Origin of the sequence: Lactobacillus sp. ESL0681, from assembly GCF_029392835.1 — a bacterium.
GTDB lineage: Bacteria > Bacillota > Bacilli > Lactobacillales > Lactobacillaceae > Lactobacillus.
On the sequence record NZ_CP113944.1, the window covers coordinates 12,065 to 28,218 of the forward strand.

Below are 16,154 nucleotides of genomic sequence, written 5' to 3' on the forward strand. Positions count from 1 at the left end.
AAATGAGAAAGAGCAAAGTATTAGTTAGTTTAGCGGCAGCGGCACTGTTAAGTGTTGGCGTAGGAACGATTGGTCAGCAAGATAATGTCTTTACACCGCAGAGTGTACAAGCGGCGAAGAAAACTTACAAGATCAAGTTGAAGAAGAATGCGAAAGTCTTCAATAAGCGTGGTAAGCGCAAAGGTAAGAAGTTGCTGAAGAAGGGGCATACTTATACCACTTATGGTAAAAAGACGATCCACGGCAAGAAATACTACCATTTAAGCAAAGGCCGCTACATCAAGGCAGTCAATGCAAAAAAGGTTACTAAGAAAGCCAAAAGGGCTAGTACCAAAACCTTTTCAGTTACGGTGAATACGCCGGCGAAGGTTTACGACGCACAAGGTAAAGCAACGGGCATTACTTTGAACAAGGGTACAGTAGAACTGGCTCAAGGCACCACTACGATTAAAGGTAAGAAGTATTATAAGATTGGTACAGGGAAGTATATTTTAGCTTCGGCAGCAACTGAAGGTAACCAAGTTACTACCAATACTGGTACTAGTGAAACCGCTGGTACTAATACCCCTAGTTCAACACCAGCTAATAATACTAACGATTCAACTTCACTAAGTTATGGAAAACCTACGCAAAAAGAGATAGATTATTTAGTTGACAATGGGTATGTCTATTTTACTGACGCACAAGTTAAGCAGATTCGTGATTCTTTGTGGCAAAAAATCCAGGATTATCGGGTAAGCAAGGGATATGCCCCATATAAGTCTAATCCAGAGTTAGATAATTTTGTTAATAGTGCAGCTGGTGATAATTCTAATATGTATATTTATCAGGCAGCAGTGAATTATCAAGATGCTGATCAACTTGCTGAATATTTACCAACTTTAAGTGAACATGGAATGAGCGTCAGTCGAGGGGTAGACGATCCAAGGTTCTATGCAGTCAATGCAAAGGGGCAAGGCTATCTCTTTGATTTGCGAGATCGCAATCCTGAACATGTGGCAGTAGCAATATTTAATGCGTTAAAGTCTGATCCTAATGTTGCAGCAAGAATTGAGGGGCATAAAGATAAAAATGCTTTTGGCGCATTGTCAATGAAGTATTTTTGGGACGGAACCAATTCTTCGTTAGGTTTAATGTTTGTTGAAGTAGCAGGTAATAGTTCAGAATGGACAAGCTACTATAACGCCAATTAAGTTAATTTTGTAAATATTATTTATAAAAGCATTACTGAAGAAAGTAATGCTTTTTTGTTTTGTGAAAGGAAAAATAAATGAATTTAAAAGATTTGAATTCAAAAACAAGCTACCACATTAAAACCTTTGGTAGTTCATTAATCGCACTACTAGCGATTAGTGCAGGACTAAGTTTGGGTGCTAATACGGTTCACGCTGATAATGCTCAAATGACAGATTTACCGAAAGGAACTAGTGCTCAAAGTAATAAGATTTCTGGAACTTATGGCTTTTCTGCTAAAGTTATGCCAGGAATTACTAAGGTTAAACCATTTGGTGGTACAAGTTCTGATTGGGCAACTTCATCAAGTCATACCGAAGATAAGACTAAGCACTGGTATGCTTTTCAATTGAGTTATGGCAATGGTAAAGAAGGTCAAACTAACAACAATAAATGGAAAGGGAAGGTTGGTGTTTACTATTCTAATGTTGGTAAATTCGGTGGCCATACAGTAGATATTAAGATTACGATGATGGACTGGAAAGTCCAAAACTATGAGTGGGTGGATACTGATGGCAATGGTAAAGAAGACGCTAAACATAAGCTAGATACGGCTTATGCAGCTTTTGGTAAGGATAATTTTGAGGTATTTACACCTGGTATGGGTGCAGTAAAATATCGCATGGATTATCTTGATCATGACACCCATAAACCACTAAAAATTGATGGTTCATGGTCGTTTCAGGATATTGATGGAAACCAATGGGTTGGTATTGAACCAACCACGATGTCTAGTGTTGACCAAATCTTTTATGGTGATCGAAGCAAAAATGGCAATACTTGGCTAAGCAGTAAAAAAATTGGTGCCATGCAATATATCTACTCTGATGCTAATCAACATAGTACAGCAGTGACTGATAGTACAGGACATAATGAGGGTACATTAACTTCTGAAGATTTAAAGGGTGCTTTTACAGCTTCCTATTCAAATGCGTCTAGTTTTATTATTAACTGGGTCTTTGGTCAGAATACTGGTAAACATGCCGTTGAAGAACAAAATGAACTATTGAATGATCCAAGTTATTGGAATATGGTTGGTAAATATGAGCCTGATGCTGATAAAGATTATCCGGTTTCTAGCCCAGCAACTTCTGTTGATGCAAGTTTGTTTAATCACGCCTTTTTACAATATAGTGCAACGCCGATTTTACCTGATAAGCCAAAAGAGCCTAAAAAATATGATTCGGATTCCGATGAAGGAACTAATACTCCAAGTGAAATTGGAACAGACAAGTCGGTTGATCATGACTTGCTAAAAGATCGGTATGAAGAGTATCACTACCAAATCACGCACGATGTACCTGATGTGCTTAATCGATATAAATACGATCAGTACATGATAACTGACCAACTTGATAAAGACTTAAATGTGTCAAACGTTCACGTTTATAATGCTGAGAATCAAGATGTAACCTACATGTTTACGGTTAACGTAAGCAGCGGCAACAAACTTTCAGTAATTGCGAAAGATAGTTCTTTAGCCAGTGATGACTTCTATCGTGAGCAATACAAAGTTACTTTTGACGGCAAAGTTAAGCCTGGTGTTAGTCTAGCTGATCATCAAGACCCGAAGCATAAGGATCAGGCGGTTATTTATAATGATGCCAAGGTAACTACGTCCAATGGTACTGCTGATTCTAACAAGACTACGACCAATATTCCGTTTACTAATAAGACGGAAACGAAGTCTGTCTCAACTGATGGCAGCGGCGACGGCAGTAGTTTAGATGTTAACTTTGGCCAAGAGTACAAATACAAGGTTGACGTAACTGTGCCAGACGGCGAGAATGTTACTTCGATTGAACTCAAGGATAAGCTGGAAAAGGTTTTGAACCTGAAAGACGCCAAAGTTTATGACCTTGACGATGGTAACAAAGAGATTACCGACCAAGGCAAGCTGACAACCGATGGCAATACTGCAAGTTGGACAGCTAACGATGCGACTAAGTGGCATGGTAAGCACCTGCGTATGCTAATTACGGCAAGTGTGAAGAACACGCCAGATTTGATGGATTACCTAGACAAGGATACCAACAAGATCAAGGTGCCAAACAAGGCTACGTTCATTGTTAATGGCAAGGACGACCCAACTAATGAGGTTACCGTAACACCGAATAGTCCAAAGGCTAATGTTGAGAAATGGATTGAACAACCGGAAGATAAGTAATTCAATTCTAAGAATTAATGTGCTATAATGACAAAAGAAAAGGAGTTCTACTGGAAATAGAACTCCTTACAGAAACCGCATAAGGCGGTAGTTAAAACTTAATTACGATTTGATAAATCGCTAGCTGTACTAGAGCTAAGGCGATTTATTTTTTTGACTGATTTTTAATCAGTTCAACAATTAATGCGATTAAGGCAACAATAAAAGTGCCAAAAGAAAGCATTAATTGAATAGCGTCTGAAACAGACACTATGGCTACCTCCTTTCAATAGAATTTGTGTTAGGTGTAAAACCACCATAAGCACCACTTCCTTTAAAGGAAAATAGCTACCGCCTTAGCTGTTTCTGTATGTATAATTATAGCGAAAAATGAGTAAGTAGAAAAGCCCAGTAATCATAGCAAAAAGCATGATTGCTGGGCTTTTTTTGTTGTTCTAAGGGAGATGCAGATGAACATTTTTCTAATGGAAAAGGTTATTTTGATGTTAATGGCTGTTGTGTACAGCTTATGTTATTATGTCTTTCAAGGGCTAATCAAAAGAAGGTGCTAAAATGAATAAGAAAGAAAAGAAAAAAGGTCGTTCAGTTTTTGGATTGATTTTATATTTCTTTGATATTCCTGAACGTAAACGTCATGAACGACAATATTTTCAACAAAAGTTAGATGAAGAAAGCTATGAGCAATTGGTTTCAGAATATTCAATTACAAAGGAAAGATATGATAAATTAAATAATTTGTATAAACTAATAAAGTCTGTCAGTATTATTTCTTTTTTAGCAAGTGTAATATCAATTGGTGCTAAATGGGGATTGATGACTTATAATCATGTTAGAAACAATATATCATTTGAACAAAAGGAATTTGCTTATTGGGTATTTGTTATGCTAGTTGTAGTAGTATTCGGTGTAGCACTGGCATTCTTGATCTTTATAAAAAATTTGATGATTTCCTGCGGATCAAGAGCTGATATGATAAAAAACGCTCGTGATATGAAAGCTGATATTCATAAAACTAAAGTAACTGAAAAGATGGATAGGAAACAGCAAATAACGAATAATAGGTAGGTAATATCAATGAATGATGACCAAAAAGTAAATTTAGGTAGTAAGTATGTTATAGAGATAGTTTATATTTTTTTCTCTGTTAAATATTTAATTAACTTGAATGTATTAAACGAATCGTTGAATGAACTAATTAAACATAAACACATAAGTTCATTTGCTATTATTGAGTATAACAATTATGAGCCAATAGGCTACTTTATAGAAGCAATTGTGATAATGGTTATTGCGATTTTACTAGTTTGGTGGTTTTTTCATTCGATGAGCTTTTCGTATTTTTCTGTTAAATATTTTAAGGTGTTGTTCTGGACATCATTATTAATAAATATTGTGATAGTAATATTTACAATTAAGCTTATACAAATTCCAATTTTAAAAGCGCTATTAACTGTTGGAAGTATAGGTTTAGGAATATTTGCGTGTTCATCAGAAAATTAGATGACGGCAATACTGCAAGCTGGACAGCTAACGATGCAACTAAGTGGCACGGGAAGCACCTGCATATGCTGATTACGGCAAGTGTGAAGAACACGCCAGATTTGATGGACTATCTAGATAAGGATACCAACAAGATTAAGGTGCCAAACAAGGCTACGTTCATTGTTAATGGCAAGGACGACCCAACTAAAGAGGTTACCGTAACGCCGAATAGTCCAAAGGCTAATGTTGAGAAATGGATTGAATTGCCGGAAGATAAGTAAAAAAGAAGCAAGATGGCTTTTGTCATCTTGCTTCCATAAGCTGTTAATCTGTGCTATCATTACCTTAGGGTAAAGATAAAAGTAGCGGAACGAAGCTATTAAGATTAAACTTTAAGGTGTTGCGTTCCGAGACACACTGGCATGTGTCTCATAGCCAACACCTATATGCAAAAAGTTGGATAATAGAATCACCTCGTTCTCACACGGACTAGAGACACATGATTGCTCATGTGCCTCTTTTATTATACAGCATATTTATGTCGGAGTAATTCAATTCTAAGAATTAATGTGCTATAATGACAAAAGAAAAGGAGTTCTACTGTAAATAGAACTCCTTACAGAAACCGCATAAGGCGGTAGCTATAAATAACTAGTTTATATTGTTTTAATAACCACTAGCTGTGCTGAAGCTAAGGTGGCTATTTTTTTGACTGATTTTTAATCAGTTCAACAATTAATGCGATCAAGGCAACAATAAAAGTGCCAAAAGAAAGCATTAATTGAATAGCGTCCGCAACGGACATAACTATCCTCCTTTCAATAAGAATATGTGTTAGGTGTAAAACCACCATAAGCACCACTTCCTTTAAAGGAAAATAGCTACCACCTTAGCTGTTCTGTATTTATAATTATAGCGAAAAATGAGTAAGTAGAAAAGCCCAGTAATCATAGCAAAAGCATGATTACTGGGCTTTTTTGTTGTTTAAAGGAGAGGCAGATGAATATTTTTCTAATGGAAAAGGTTATTTTGATGTTAATGGCTGTTGTGAGCGAATTATGAAGGTTGATGATTAAATGGTATTAGACTTTTGAGTTTAGTTAATTATTTGTATAATTGATTAATAAATGAAAGTCACAACCAAAAGGTGGTAAAAATGACTAAAAAAGCTAGAAAGAGTTTTCTAGAATTAGTGAGTTATTTTTTTAGTTTTAAAAAGCGTAGTTTACAAAAAGATATAAATTTTCAAAGGGAACTAGATAAGAAAAGTCAGACTGAATTATCAGCAGAACTTTCTAGAGCAACTAGAAAATATGGCTTTATAAAGATAATAGCTGGAGCTTTTACGTTGGGGATTACTAGTATATTCGTTACAGCATGTTTTAGTGGCTTTTCTAAGATTGGCATAGGGGAATATAATCAGTTAAGTAAAAATGCGAGTTATCAGATAACGAGTAAAGATATACAATTTTCACAGTCTGTGTTGTTCTTACTGGTATTTATATTGGTAGTTATTTTAATTATAATGGTGTACGTTGTGGCAGCTATAATGTCTAAAAGAAAAGCAAAGATTGAAATGATTAAGCGAACTATTTTGTGGGAGCGGTCATAATACTGGTGATTGCGCTTGTATTATTATGTTGGTTTCTAGTTGCAGCCTCTAACAAAGATGGTGATTTATATTTAGTTTCAGTATTTATTGTTGCAATAATAGCTAATTTATTAATTGCTTTCCTGACTATTAAATTTATCTACAATCCAATATTACAGTCTGTTTTAACCGTTGGCTTTTTTGGACTGGGCTCGATTCTTGTTATAGGAAATAGCTAGTGTACCATATACCGAATAAGGCTAATGTTGAGAAATGGATTGAACAACCGGAAGATAAGTAATTCAATTCTAAGAATTAATGTGCTATAATGACAAAAGAAAAGGAGTTCTACTGGACATAGAACTCCTTACAGAAACCACTGCTAAAGTGGTGGCAAAGTGATAAAACTATAAAGTAATCATCAGCTCGGTCAAGCTAAAGTGATTACTTTTTGTTTCTCGTAAAAAATTGCTTTAATACGGAAACCAGTCTTGCAATAGCAGCTGTCCAAGTAGTTAGGGCATTGGTCAACTTTGTAAAAGAATTGACCAAGACATAACTAGCCCAGACAATTGCTGCTAGTTGCAAGAGTGAAGTAACAATATCCATTGGATATTGGGCTATCCTCCTTTCATTGAGAATTTGTGTATGGTGAAAGCCACCATAAGCACCACCTCTTTTAAGAAGAAATAGCCACCACTTTAGCTGTTCTGTATTTATAATTATAGCGAAAAATGAGTAAGTAGAAAAGCCCAGTAATCATAGCAAAAAGCATGATTACTGGGCTTTTTTGTTGTTTAAATTAAGAAAGGATATTGTAATGGTTTCAAAATTAACAACTGCTGAAAAAGCTGCTTTAGTGGCTTTACATAAGAAGAAGGGTATTGCCCAAAAAGAATGGGAAGCACAAGTAATTGCTGAAAAAGGGCGGGAGGAGTTAGCTCAATTTGCTACAGAACAAATTCAGAAGGTTAACAATAATAAGGTAAGTACCCCTAAAGATAGTTCTGCTAATAAAGAAAAATATCACGAAAAATGATTTTTTTAGAAAAAAGGAGTAACAAATGTTTTTGACTATTCAAAATATGCTTAATAAGGCATTTTTAACAGGATTTTATGAATTAATGATCCATCCATATTTTTTAGATGTGTGGAATAACCTTAATAAAGGAACTAATACTTTACAAAGTAAGTTGACTGGGTTGTCTACTGGTATATTCATTGTTGCCATTATTTTGGGAGCAATTTTGTTAATTGGTGGGCGTTCCTTAAGTGAAACTGCTAAAAGTTTGATTACCAAGGCTTTGATTGCTACGGCACTTGTTGCTATGGCTACTGTAGCTATTCCAGCTGTTAAGAATCTATTTAAGTAAATAAATTAAAAGTAAGTGAAGTAGCTAATTGCTACTGGGAAAGGGTGGGCATTGAATGAAAGAGAAGGTAACTAATGTGGAGGTAATTTTTACAAAGCTGCCTAAGCATGGGAAGAAGTTTTTTTCTAAAGGCTTATTACTTAAAAAAGCGGTTGATATTACTGCTGCAGATCAAAGTATAAAAAACTATGCACGCAGTATGGAAAATGGTTCTAGCAGTCAAATTTCTTTTGAAATAGACAGTGATGATGAGAGCTTAATTTTTGAAACGGAAATTAAGCCTGAAGATGCAAATCAAGGCATTATAGGTTTAATTAGACGTGATACTGACGATGAAGAATTAGACGATGAAGATTTAACGCAAATTGAAGAAATTATAAGTCTAATTCAAGATGAATTAATAGACTTTGAAGACGATAGTACTGATGTTAAGGAGTTTGAAAAAGAGGAAGATGAGGTAGAAAGAAAGGACTTTGATGATAAAGATTATTCAACAGAAGCAAATTTAGAAAGTTCGACCAGTAAAAATAGAACTGATAAAGAAGCAGCTACTGATGAAAATTCTGAAGCAGACATAAGAGAAGATAAAACCAAGGTAGCTTCGATTGCTCCCTTGCCTGATGAAACAAAGTCAGCATTAGTGAATCAGATAGGTCAATCTTCTACATTTACAAATATTGAGGAAACAAATGGACCAGAGCTAGTTTCTTACACAGACTTTACAGACCCTAAAGATATTTATGATCGAATCCCAGCTAATTATGGTGTTAATGAATTTGCAGTTGAAAACATTAAACATGATTTGGGATATAAAGATAATCCATCTAATAAATATGATGAAGAACTTAATGCCTTCATCAATAGCTGTTTACAGGATTATGGTGTAAAAAATATTCAAAGTGGATATGATGAGCAACTTGCAAAATTAAAGGCAGAAATATTAGATAAATTAGGTAAAAAATATTATGAGCTTTCACCAACTGATTTGTCTAAGGAAGTTCGTGAAGCTGTTACTCCAAAATGGCAAGAGTTAGAAGAAGCAGCAAATAAACAAAAAGATAGTAATTTTGCTGAAGCTGAAAGAAGAAAAAAAGATGAACAATTACGGCAAGAAAAGATTGATGAAGCGAAGCTAGCAGATTACAAACAAAAGTTAGCGGCACAACGAGAAGCTGAATTGAATGCTTTCAATGAGAAAGAAGATGCAACTAATGCTGAACGTACAAAGCAAATTGAGCAAAAACTGTCTGCAGATAAAGAACAGAGTAAACATACTAAGCGATTAGAGCTAATTAAAAAGTATAATCAGACTTTACATGATAAGCGTAGTGAATTAGGTAATAAGTTTAATTTAGCCGTTCGTGAAAATTACGATCAACATAATGCTGCATTTACTAAAGGGTTACAAGAATTGGTCCCTACAGTAAGCAAGAAAAAAATCGAACTTCAGAATCGCGAATCTACTGATCGAATTGAAGCTCAAAAACGACAAGCTGACATTATTAGACAACGTCAAAAAGATGAAGAATTAAGACTTAAAAAACGTGAATTGGACCAGAGGCAGCACTATGAAGATTTAAATGCTAAAGCGATTAAAGAACTTCCAGATGCGATTAGATCTGCTTTAGTAGGTCAAACAAGACCGATCAATGTTGAAGTAAATCAAAAAGCCAATGAAGAAAATAAATCAGCTAATAAAGACTTAGTAATTGGTGAATTGGTAGAGGCTACTCCTGATAAAACACATGAGTTGGTTCAGAGTGATCAAGTTATAGACGATGGTAAGACTACACATAAAAGGAAAAAGTATGTGATAGGAGCAGGAATTATCTCAATAATATTAATTGCAGCTTTAGGCGGAACATGGTATTACAACAGTCTTGATAATAATCCAAGTACCACTAGTATAAGTTCGAAACCAAAATCAAAAGGGAATGGCAGGATTAAGAGCAGTAATAATCAAAAAGAAAAGTCCAAGCCTTCTAAACCTAAAAAGAAAGTTAAACAGGTTATTAAGAAGAAAAAATCTAAGCAATTTACTGACGTTGAAACTTATCGTAAATTGACTACATGGGCAAATAAACGTGATTTTCTAAATGGATTATTGGGACAAAAAGATGTTCGCTCATTACATAAAATAGCAACAAGCTATCCTAGTAAAATAGCAGAGTTGTATTATGTTATTGCTAATGAAGACCAATATCGCACTAGAAAAGTTTGGCAAGGTATGAATGTTGCCCAAAGGCAAGAAGCTTCTACAGCCGCAAAACAAGCGGTTGCGTTGGCATTCTATAACGTTAAAGATTGGCAACACGGATGGGAAGCCCGTTATGTATATTAAAAAAAAGAAGGAAAAAAAACTAAAGCGGCAAAGTGTTATTCTGGGTAAAAAGATCTATAGAAACTCTAATACTGCTATACACGAAGCCTGGCAAAGGAGAAGAGAAAAGGATAATAAAAACAAATTTTTTAATTTACGGTTGTTAACAATAGCTTTAATAGCAATTGTTATTTTTTTTGCAATTTGGTATGTGTATAATTTGCTGCTTGAAGCAGGACGACAAATTGATCAACCACACTTTAACTTACTAACAAATGGATTTGATTATAACAAAATTTACCGCTACGGTAGGCAATTCTTTCCAATTAAAGTTAAAAGTAGTTTTCTTCTATTTGATTTAATAGCTAGTTTAATCGTTGGCATACTCTTAACTAGAAAAATGCATTATGTTACTAAAAAAGTTGCTTTTAAGCAAAAAGGTGATAGTCGTTTTACGACAATTTCAGAGCTAAAAAGTCAATATACTAGGATTCCTGAAGTCGAAGAAAACTTTGAAGGATATGGAGGGATTCCAATCTCTCACTTAGGCAAAGATTATTTTATAGATCATGATACCGTACATAATTTAGTTATTGGTACATCAAGGTCTGGTAAGGGGCAAACTACTATTTTGCCTATGCTTGATAATTTATCAAGAGCTAAAGAAAAGTCTTCTTTAGTAGTTAATGATCCTAAGGGAGAGTTATTTGCAGCAAGTAGTGAGACACTTAAAAAACGTGGTTATGATGTTTTTGTTTTAAACATGGCTGATGGGGATAAGTCAATGGCATACAATCCACTTCAGTTAATAATTAAAGCTTGGGAACAGGGAGATTTGGGGCGCGCGATTGATTTAACCAGGACACTTACAGCAACTTTATGTAATGATCCAGATGATAAATCTAATGGGTGGGTACATCGTGATGCTGCTCATGGAATAGGTGGAATGATTTTAGCTTTAGTTAGCTATAATTTAAATCCTAACAACTTTAGTGATCACCGTACGCACCCTGAAAGAATTACAATGTTTAATATTGTTGATATGATTAGTGAAATTGGCTCAGTTACATATGCTAAGGATCCAGAAGATTCATTTGATAAAAGTTATATAATTGATGAATACTTTAATCATATGAGTAATGATTCTTTTGCAAAAAAAGAATATGCAGCTGCAAGTTCTAATGACGAACGTAGTCACAGTAATATTTATTCGACAATTAATGATAGCCTTTCAATATTTTCTACTCTTAAGAATGCAAAAATGACTAGTGAAAATACTTTAGAATTAAAATCAATTGGCTTTCCAAAATACCTTACTTTTAGATTGAACAAACAGTCCTTAGAAGGTAAAAAAGTTGCTCTTACTTTTTATGATAAACAAAAAAATAAAATCAGTGAATACAATGTTAAGCCAGCAATTGGAGGGTTTGTTGAATATAATTTTGATAGTAAGTTGGTATCTGGTGACTTTTTGGAAATTAAACATACTGGTAAGACATCTACTGGTAAAATTCTAGTAGAACGAAATGTTTATCGAATAAAATTTACAAAAGATGATAAATATGTCACGTTAAATCCATTGAGACATCAAGATCTGGCAATCGAAAATCTTAAACTTTATTATAGCGAAAAACCTGTCGCAATTTTTCTTAAAATACCTGATTCAGACTCTTCTAATAATGCTTTGGCTTCACTATTTATCAGTCAGCTTTATACTGAATTAGCTCATCAATGTGACTATGTTGCTGGCGGTAAGACTGTTAGACGAGTGCACTTTATTTTAGATGAATTTGGTAACATGATTCCTATCAAAGACATGGATCGGATTATGACGGTTTCGGCTGGTAGAAATTTACTATTTACTTTGGTCGTACAATCATATCAACAACTTTATGGACTTTATGGTCGTGAAAAAGGTCAAGTTATTAAAGAGAATTGTCAGAATCAAGATTTAATTAAATCCACTGATAGTTCAACTAATGAAGAATTTAGTAAACTGTGTGGGAATCAAACTGTTGAAGATTCTAATGTTTCTAAGACAAATTTAAATACCACACAAAATGTTAGTGTTACTGCAAGAAGTCAACCAATCATTTTACCTGAACGGGTTAAAGATCTCGGAGAAGGTGAAAGTATTGTGTTGCGAGCACTGCATAGACAGGATAACCGTGGTCGTAGTATTCGAGCTTTTCCTATTTTTAATACTGGAAAAACGAGAATGCCATATGCTTGGACATTCCTAAAAGACTTCAATCCTAATAATGACCCCAATGATTTAGAAATAATTGCGCCACATACACACTTAAACTTAAAAGATATAGCTATGGATTGGAGTTCTTGGCTTACGTGGACTGATAATGGTGAATTATTAGCATTAGAAGCATATCAAAGTTACTGTAAAGACGATAAGGCTAAACAACTTGATTTTGACAATGATTTGAATGCAAAAAACGAAGTTATAACTTACGATCACTCAAATTATATTGAGTTTTTACATGAACATGAGGGCGAAATTGATGAAATAACATATACGAAATGCCTTAAGTTGGCTCAAGACGAAAAAATCAAGGATATAAAAACTAAATTTCAAGATTTGTTAAGTAAAAATGAACAAATTACCGATCCGCGTGTGCTAGTCTTAGCAGCGGAACAAATTAAAAACTAGAAAAAGCACTGAAGATCTCAGTGCTTTTTTAATATTTTAGAAAGGAAAACATATGGGTAGGTTATTAACAATTAGCTATAATTTTCTATTAAATATACCTTTTTTGGATATATTTAGTGGCTTAGTTGATAGCTTTCAAAAAGCTACCAATAGTGGCGATTATGATCCTGCTAAATTAAAGGCTGCAGCAAAAGCTTTACAGCAAATTCAGCCTTATTTGCATTTTGACAATGCAATTAATCAGATATTTAGCTACCTAAAATGGGGTGTCATTAAATTTATCTATGGTATAGCTAATGCAGCAAGTGAATTAGCAACTCAAAGTTTGAACTTTAGCAGTCTACTTGACTCTAACAAATTAGATCCATTAGTGAAGAATGGAGTTATGTTGGTAGTCGGTGGCTTAATGACGGTAACTTTAATAATCGCAGCAATTAAGTATGGTACTGATTACCATGCACCAAAACTTAAAAATGTTTTTATGCAGTTATTAATTTCTGCATTCTTAATTTTTAATATTCAACCGATGATGCAGACATTAGTAGACTTTTCTACTGGTGCTTATAAAGGATTTACTCAGGCAAATAATAGCAAAGGTACGTCAGGATTACCGTATAAGTTGGTAAAGAACAACAGTAATGACCTTTTTGTATTGGTATCTAATAACTTTAAGGGGTTGAAAAAGGATAAACATGGAAATGTAGTACAACAAAAAGCTGTTCACTATGGTTCTTGGAATATGTCGCAGAATGACTTCAACAAATCATCTGCAGGTAATTTGTCAACTGTCATTACTCCAGATGTAGCAAAAGATATGTCTAGTAAAAAGAATGAAAAACAGTGGGCATGGAATCCAGATAACTTACGGTACATGCTTGAGCCTTCAGGAGCAAATAGTGATCAAAAAGGATATGGATCGTTTATTGCAACCAAAATTAATGAGCATTCATTGCCGTTTTTCAAAATTTTTAATGGTGGATATGAACGATATTCTATTAACTTTTTACCAGTCTTTATTGGCTTAATTTGTATCGCAGTGGCATTTCTTTTAGTAGCCTGGGTCTGCATTAAATCGTTCTTAGATCTAGCAATTATGCAAGTTATATTGGTTATTACTGCTTCAACAGATTTAGAAACAGGTGAGCGCACCAAAGCAGCAGTCGAAGACATCTTTCAAAGTGCAATCGTGATTGCCTTTCAAGGGTTAGAACTAGCTTTTTATGAAATAGTGGTTACTTGGATATCGGACGGATCTAACGGAATTAGTTCTAATCCGTATTTATTCTGTGTAGCAATGATAGCAGCTACAGTTACATTATTTGAAGGATCTCAAAAGGTTGCCAAATTCTTTGGTGTTGATACTGGTTTACAAAATGGTTGGCAAAGAATGGTCAGCACAGCTGCTGCAGGTAAATATTTGGCTTCTGGAGCAGGAAGTATTGCTAAAGGTAGTGCAAATGCTATCCATAAGGCAAAAACTGGTGTACAAGAAGTTGGTGCTGGTGTAGCCGGCTTTAAATCTGGATTTGAGGATGGATATGATGATACACCAGCTGATGCATCATCAACTTCCGCAACACTTAACGGAATTAAACAAGGAACTAAACAGGGATTGAACACTGCTAGAGCCTTGGGTTCCATTAAAGAAGGATTCACTTCTTCAGGTGGTAGTAATCATCAATTTAATAAGGCATTACGAAATGGTGAAGTTCAAGATCTTTCTACACAAATGGGTGAACGTATGACCAATGCTAACGGTGGATTAACTGATAATGAATACAACCGCGTTCATAAACCAGCTCAACACCATGATGAAAATGGTAATTCAAATGAAGGTGCATATGGCGATTATGCTCTGAAACATGCTCAAGAAGTATCTGAAAGTACACACAAAGCTGACCCAGTTGAACCTAATGGCGATGGTGTGGCCAAAGATTCGACTGATGTTAATAATGCAAGCAAATCCGTTAATGTTGAAGGTCAAACTTCACAAACCAACAATACAGTCTCAGAAAATCAAGCTAAATCTAATGTAGCTAACGACTCTACTACGGCTGTAGATCAAAAAGGTCGGAGTTTAGATAAGATCTTAGGGAATGAACATTCTGAAGTCGAATCTGAAACTATCAAAGGAGATAATACAGAAAAGATGGTTCATAAAGAATCAGGTATTGATAAGGTAAAGATGCAGACAGAAGCAAATACAAGTGAATTTGACAGTACTACACCTATGGATTCAATTAGTGAGACACCAGAAAATATTCATCAAACAAAAACATCCACTAATATCAATCAACCAGGAAATGAACATGACGTAACAATCACAAAACATGATAACAATAAAATACATACTGAAAGTATTAGTCAAAATCCAAATGAAGAAAAGGGTGAAAAATAATGTCTAAATATGGACAAATGCGAATACCTAAGACAATAAATGTTGCAATCAAGTTATTTTATGTTGACGCAAGTATTGTTTTTGGATTCTTTATCGGGCTTTTAGGTGCTAAACAAATTGCTACTTATATAGGCTTACAAGACTTTTATCAAATTGCCTTTATGATTTATGGTGCTATCGTTGGTGTAGCCTTAACTGCTACTACTAATTTGGCACCACAAATACGAAACTATAGAGTTTTGATAAATGTGATTCAACAAGACAAAAGTAAATATTATCCTATTTTTATAGAGGGAAAAAAGTGAGAATCAAACAGAATAAACGAGGTATCCACACAGGAATCTTTGGTTCAATTAGTGCAGCTTTTGGCTTAGATAAACAAAGTCGCAAAGATCAACAAGCAAAATCAATGGTTGACTTTTTGGGATATCGAAATGTTTTTTCGACAGGAGAAATAGTTAGAGCAAATGGAGCAATGGCTCGCCTGTTAAAAGTAAGGTCAACCGATTTAGTTTATCTAGATAAAACTACACGAGATCGATACTTAGATTCATTTACCAACTTTAATCGTATTTATACCGATGATTATAAAATCATCATTTTATCTACGCGCATGGATACAACCGAACAACAGCTTTATTGGCGACATCAACGAAATAGTATTCGTAATAATTCAGCGGATAATGCAGCTCGATTGTCTCTGATAAATGAAAATTTACAGCAAGTAACTGCATTAACACGCAATACTGACTACTTAGATATTAATTTTTACTTGTTGATCTTTGCTAAAGACAAGCATGAATTAGAACTGCATACCCAAAGTGCTATTGTTGCTGATGATGGTCTATTAGGACTAGAAACACTTACCAGAAAGCAAACTAAAAAGGTGCTATATCAAATGAACAATCTAAACAGTAAGTAAAGG

16 protein-coding genes are annotated in these 16,154 nt (G+C 34.5%); 13 read left to right on the forward strand and 3 right to left on the reverse strand.

Annotated elements, in window-relative coordinates; all coding sequences use genetic code 11:
- Window positions 1–2 precede the first annotated feature (2 nt).
- Window positions 3–1,193: an SLAP domain-containing protein gene (locus OZX59_RS09325; RefSeq protein WP_277127079.1), complete on the forward strand. Its 1,191-nt coding sequence runs from the start codon at window positions 3–5 to the stop codon at window positions 1,191–1,193.
- A gap of 77 nt (window positions 1,194–1,270) precedes the next feature.
- Window positions 1,271–3,400 carry an isopeptide-forming domain-containing fimbrial protein gene (locus OZX59_RS09330; RefSeq protein WP_277127080.1) on the forward strand — a complete coding sequence of 710 codons (2,130 nt, stop codon included), beginning with the start codon at window positions 1,271–1,273 and terminating at the stop codon, window positions 3,398–3,400.
- A 145-nt stretch (window positions 3,401–3,545) separates the two neighbouring features.
- Here the strand turns inward: OZX59_RS09330 and OZX59_RS09335 are convergent, their stop codons facing one another.
- Window positions 3,546–3,650 (reverse strand): putative holin-like toxin, encoded by a 105-nt coding sequence (locus OZX59_RS09335; RefSeq protein WP_348636464.1) that lies wholly within the window; start codon window positions 3,648–3,650, stop codon window positions 3,546–3,548.
- Window positions 3,651–3,952: 302 nt separating this feature from the next.
- Here OZX59_RS09335 and OZX59_RS09340 point away from each other — a divergent pair, with 302 nt between their 5' ends.
- From OZX59_RS09340 to OZX59_RS09350, 3 genes are read left to right on the forward strand one after another with little or no spacing between them, the layout of a single operon-like run.
- Window positions 3,953–4,465, forward strand: a complete 513-nt coding sequence (locus OZX59_RS09340; protein ID WP_277127081.1) for a hypothetical protein — start codon at window positions 3,953–3,955, stop codon at window positions 4,463–4,465.
- Between the two features lie 9 nt (window positions 4,466–4,474).
- Window positions 4,475–4,900: a hypothetical protein gene (locus tag OZX59_RS09345; protein ID WP_277127082.1), complete on the forward strand. Its 426-nt coding sequence runs from the start codon at window positions 4,475–4,477 to the stop codon at window positions 4,898–4,900.
- Complete coding sequence (locus OZX59_RS09350) at window positions 4,882–5,163, forward strand: hypothetical protein (RefSeq protein WP_277127083.1); 282 nt, start codon at window positions 4,882–4,884, stop codon at window positions 5,161–5,163. The genes OZX59_RS09345 and OZX59_RS09350 overlap by 19 nt, the downstream gene beginning before the upstream one ends.
- A 419-nt stretch (window positions 5,164–5,582) precedes the next feature.
- Here OZX59_RS09350 and OZX59_RS09355 read toward each other — a convergent pair whose 3' ends face one another.
- Window positions 5,583–5,735, reverse strand: a complete 153-nt coding sequence (locus OZX59_RS09355; RefSeq protein ID WP_277127084.1) for a putative holin-like toxin — start codon at window positions 5,733–5,735, stop codon at window positions 5,583–5,585.
- Between the two features lie 303 nt (window positions 5,736–6,038).
- Here OZX59_RS09355 and OZX59_RS09360 point away from each other — a divergent pair, with 303 nt between their 5' ends.
- Window positions 6,039–6,494: a hypothetical protein gene (locus OZX59_RS09360; RefSeq protein ID WP_277127085.1), complete on the forward strand. Its 456-nt coding sequence runs from the start codon at window positions 6,039–6,041 to the stop codon at window positions 6,492–6,494.
- A 423-nt stretch (window positions 6,495–6,917) separates the two neighbouring features.
- Here the strand turns inward: OZX59_RS09360 and OZX59_RS09365 are convergent, their stop codons facing one another.
- Window positions 6,918–7,082: a hypothetical protein gene (locus OZX59_RS09365; RefSeq protein ID WP_277127086.1), complete on the reverse strand. Its 165-nt coding sequence runs from the start codon at window positions 7,080–7,082 to the stop codon at window positions 6,918–6,920.
- A gap of 211 nt (window positions 7,083–7,293) precedes the next feature.
- Between OZX59_RS09365 and OZX59_RS09370 the strand changes: the two genes are divergently transcribed.
- The 7 genes from OZX59_RS09370 to OZX59_RS09400 are packed head-to-tail and all read left to right on the forward strand — an operon-like array spanning window position 7,294 to window position 16,151.
- A complete protein-coding gene (locus OZX59_RS09370; RefSeq protein ID WP_277127087.1) occupies window positions 7,294–7,512 on the forward strand; it encodes a hypothetical protein in 219 nt (72 codons plus the stop codon).
- Window positions 7,513–7,537: 25 nt separating this feature from the next.
- Window positions 7,538–7,846: a hypothetical protein gene (locus tag OZX59_RS09375; RefSeq protein ID WP_277127088.1), complete on the forward strand. Its 309-nt coding sequence runs from the start codon at window positions 7,538–7,540 to the stop codon at window positions 7,844–7,846.
- Between the two features lie 55 nt (window positions 7,847–7,901).
- A complete protein-coding gene (locus OZX59_RS09380) occupies window positions 7,902–10,187 on the forward strand; it encodes a hypothetical protein (RefSeq protein ID WP_277127089.1) in 2,286 nt (761 codons plus the stop codon).
- Window positions 10,177–12,831, forward strand: a complete 2,655-nt coding sequence (locus OZX59_RS09385) for a VirD4-like conjugal transfer protein, CD1115 family (protein WP_277127090.1) — start codon at window positions 10,177–10,179, stop codon at window positions 12,829–12,831. Before OZX59_RS09380 ends, OZX59_RS09385 begins: the two co-directional genes overlap by 11 nt.
- 52 nt (window positions 12,832–12,883) lie before the next feature.
- Entirely contained in the window at window positions 12,884–15,229 is a 2,346-nt protein-coding gene (locus OZX59_RS09390; protein ID WP_277127091.1) for a pLS20_p028 family conjugation system transmembrane protein, read from the forward strand.
- Window positions 15,229–15,534 (forward strand): hypothetical protein, encoded by a 306-nt coding sequence (locus tag OZX59_RS09395; RefSeq protein ID WP_277127029.1) that lies wholly within the window; start codon window positions 15,229–15,231, stop codon window positions 15,532–15,534. Before OZX59_RS09390 ends, OZX59_RS09395 begins: the two co-directional genes overlap by 1 nt.
- A complete protein-coding gene (locus tag OZX59_RS09400) occupies window positions 15,531–16,151 on the forward strand; it encodes a hypothetical protein (protein ID WP_277127030.1) in 621 nt (206 codons plus the stop codon). Before OZX59_RS09395 ends, OZX59_RS09400 begins: the two co-directional genes overlap by 4 nt.
- Window positions 16,152–16,154: the final 3 nt, after the last annotated feature.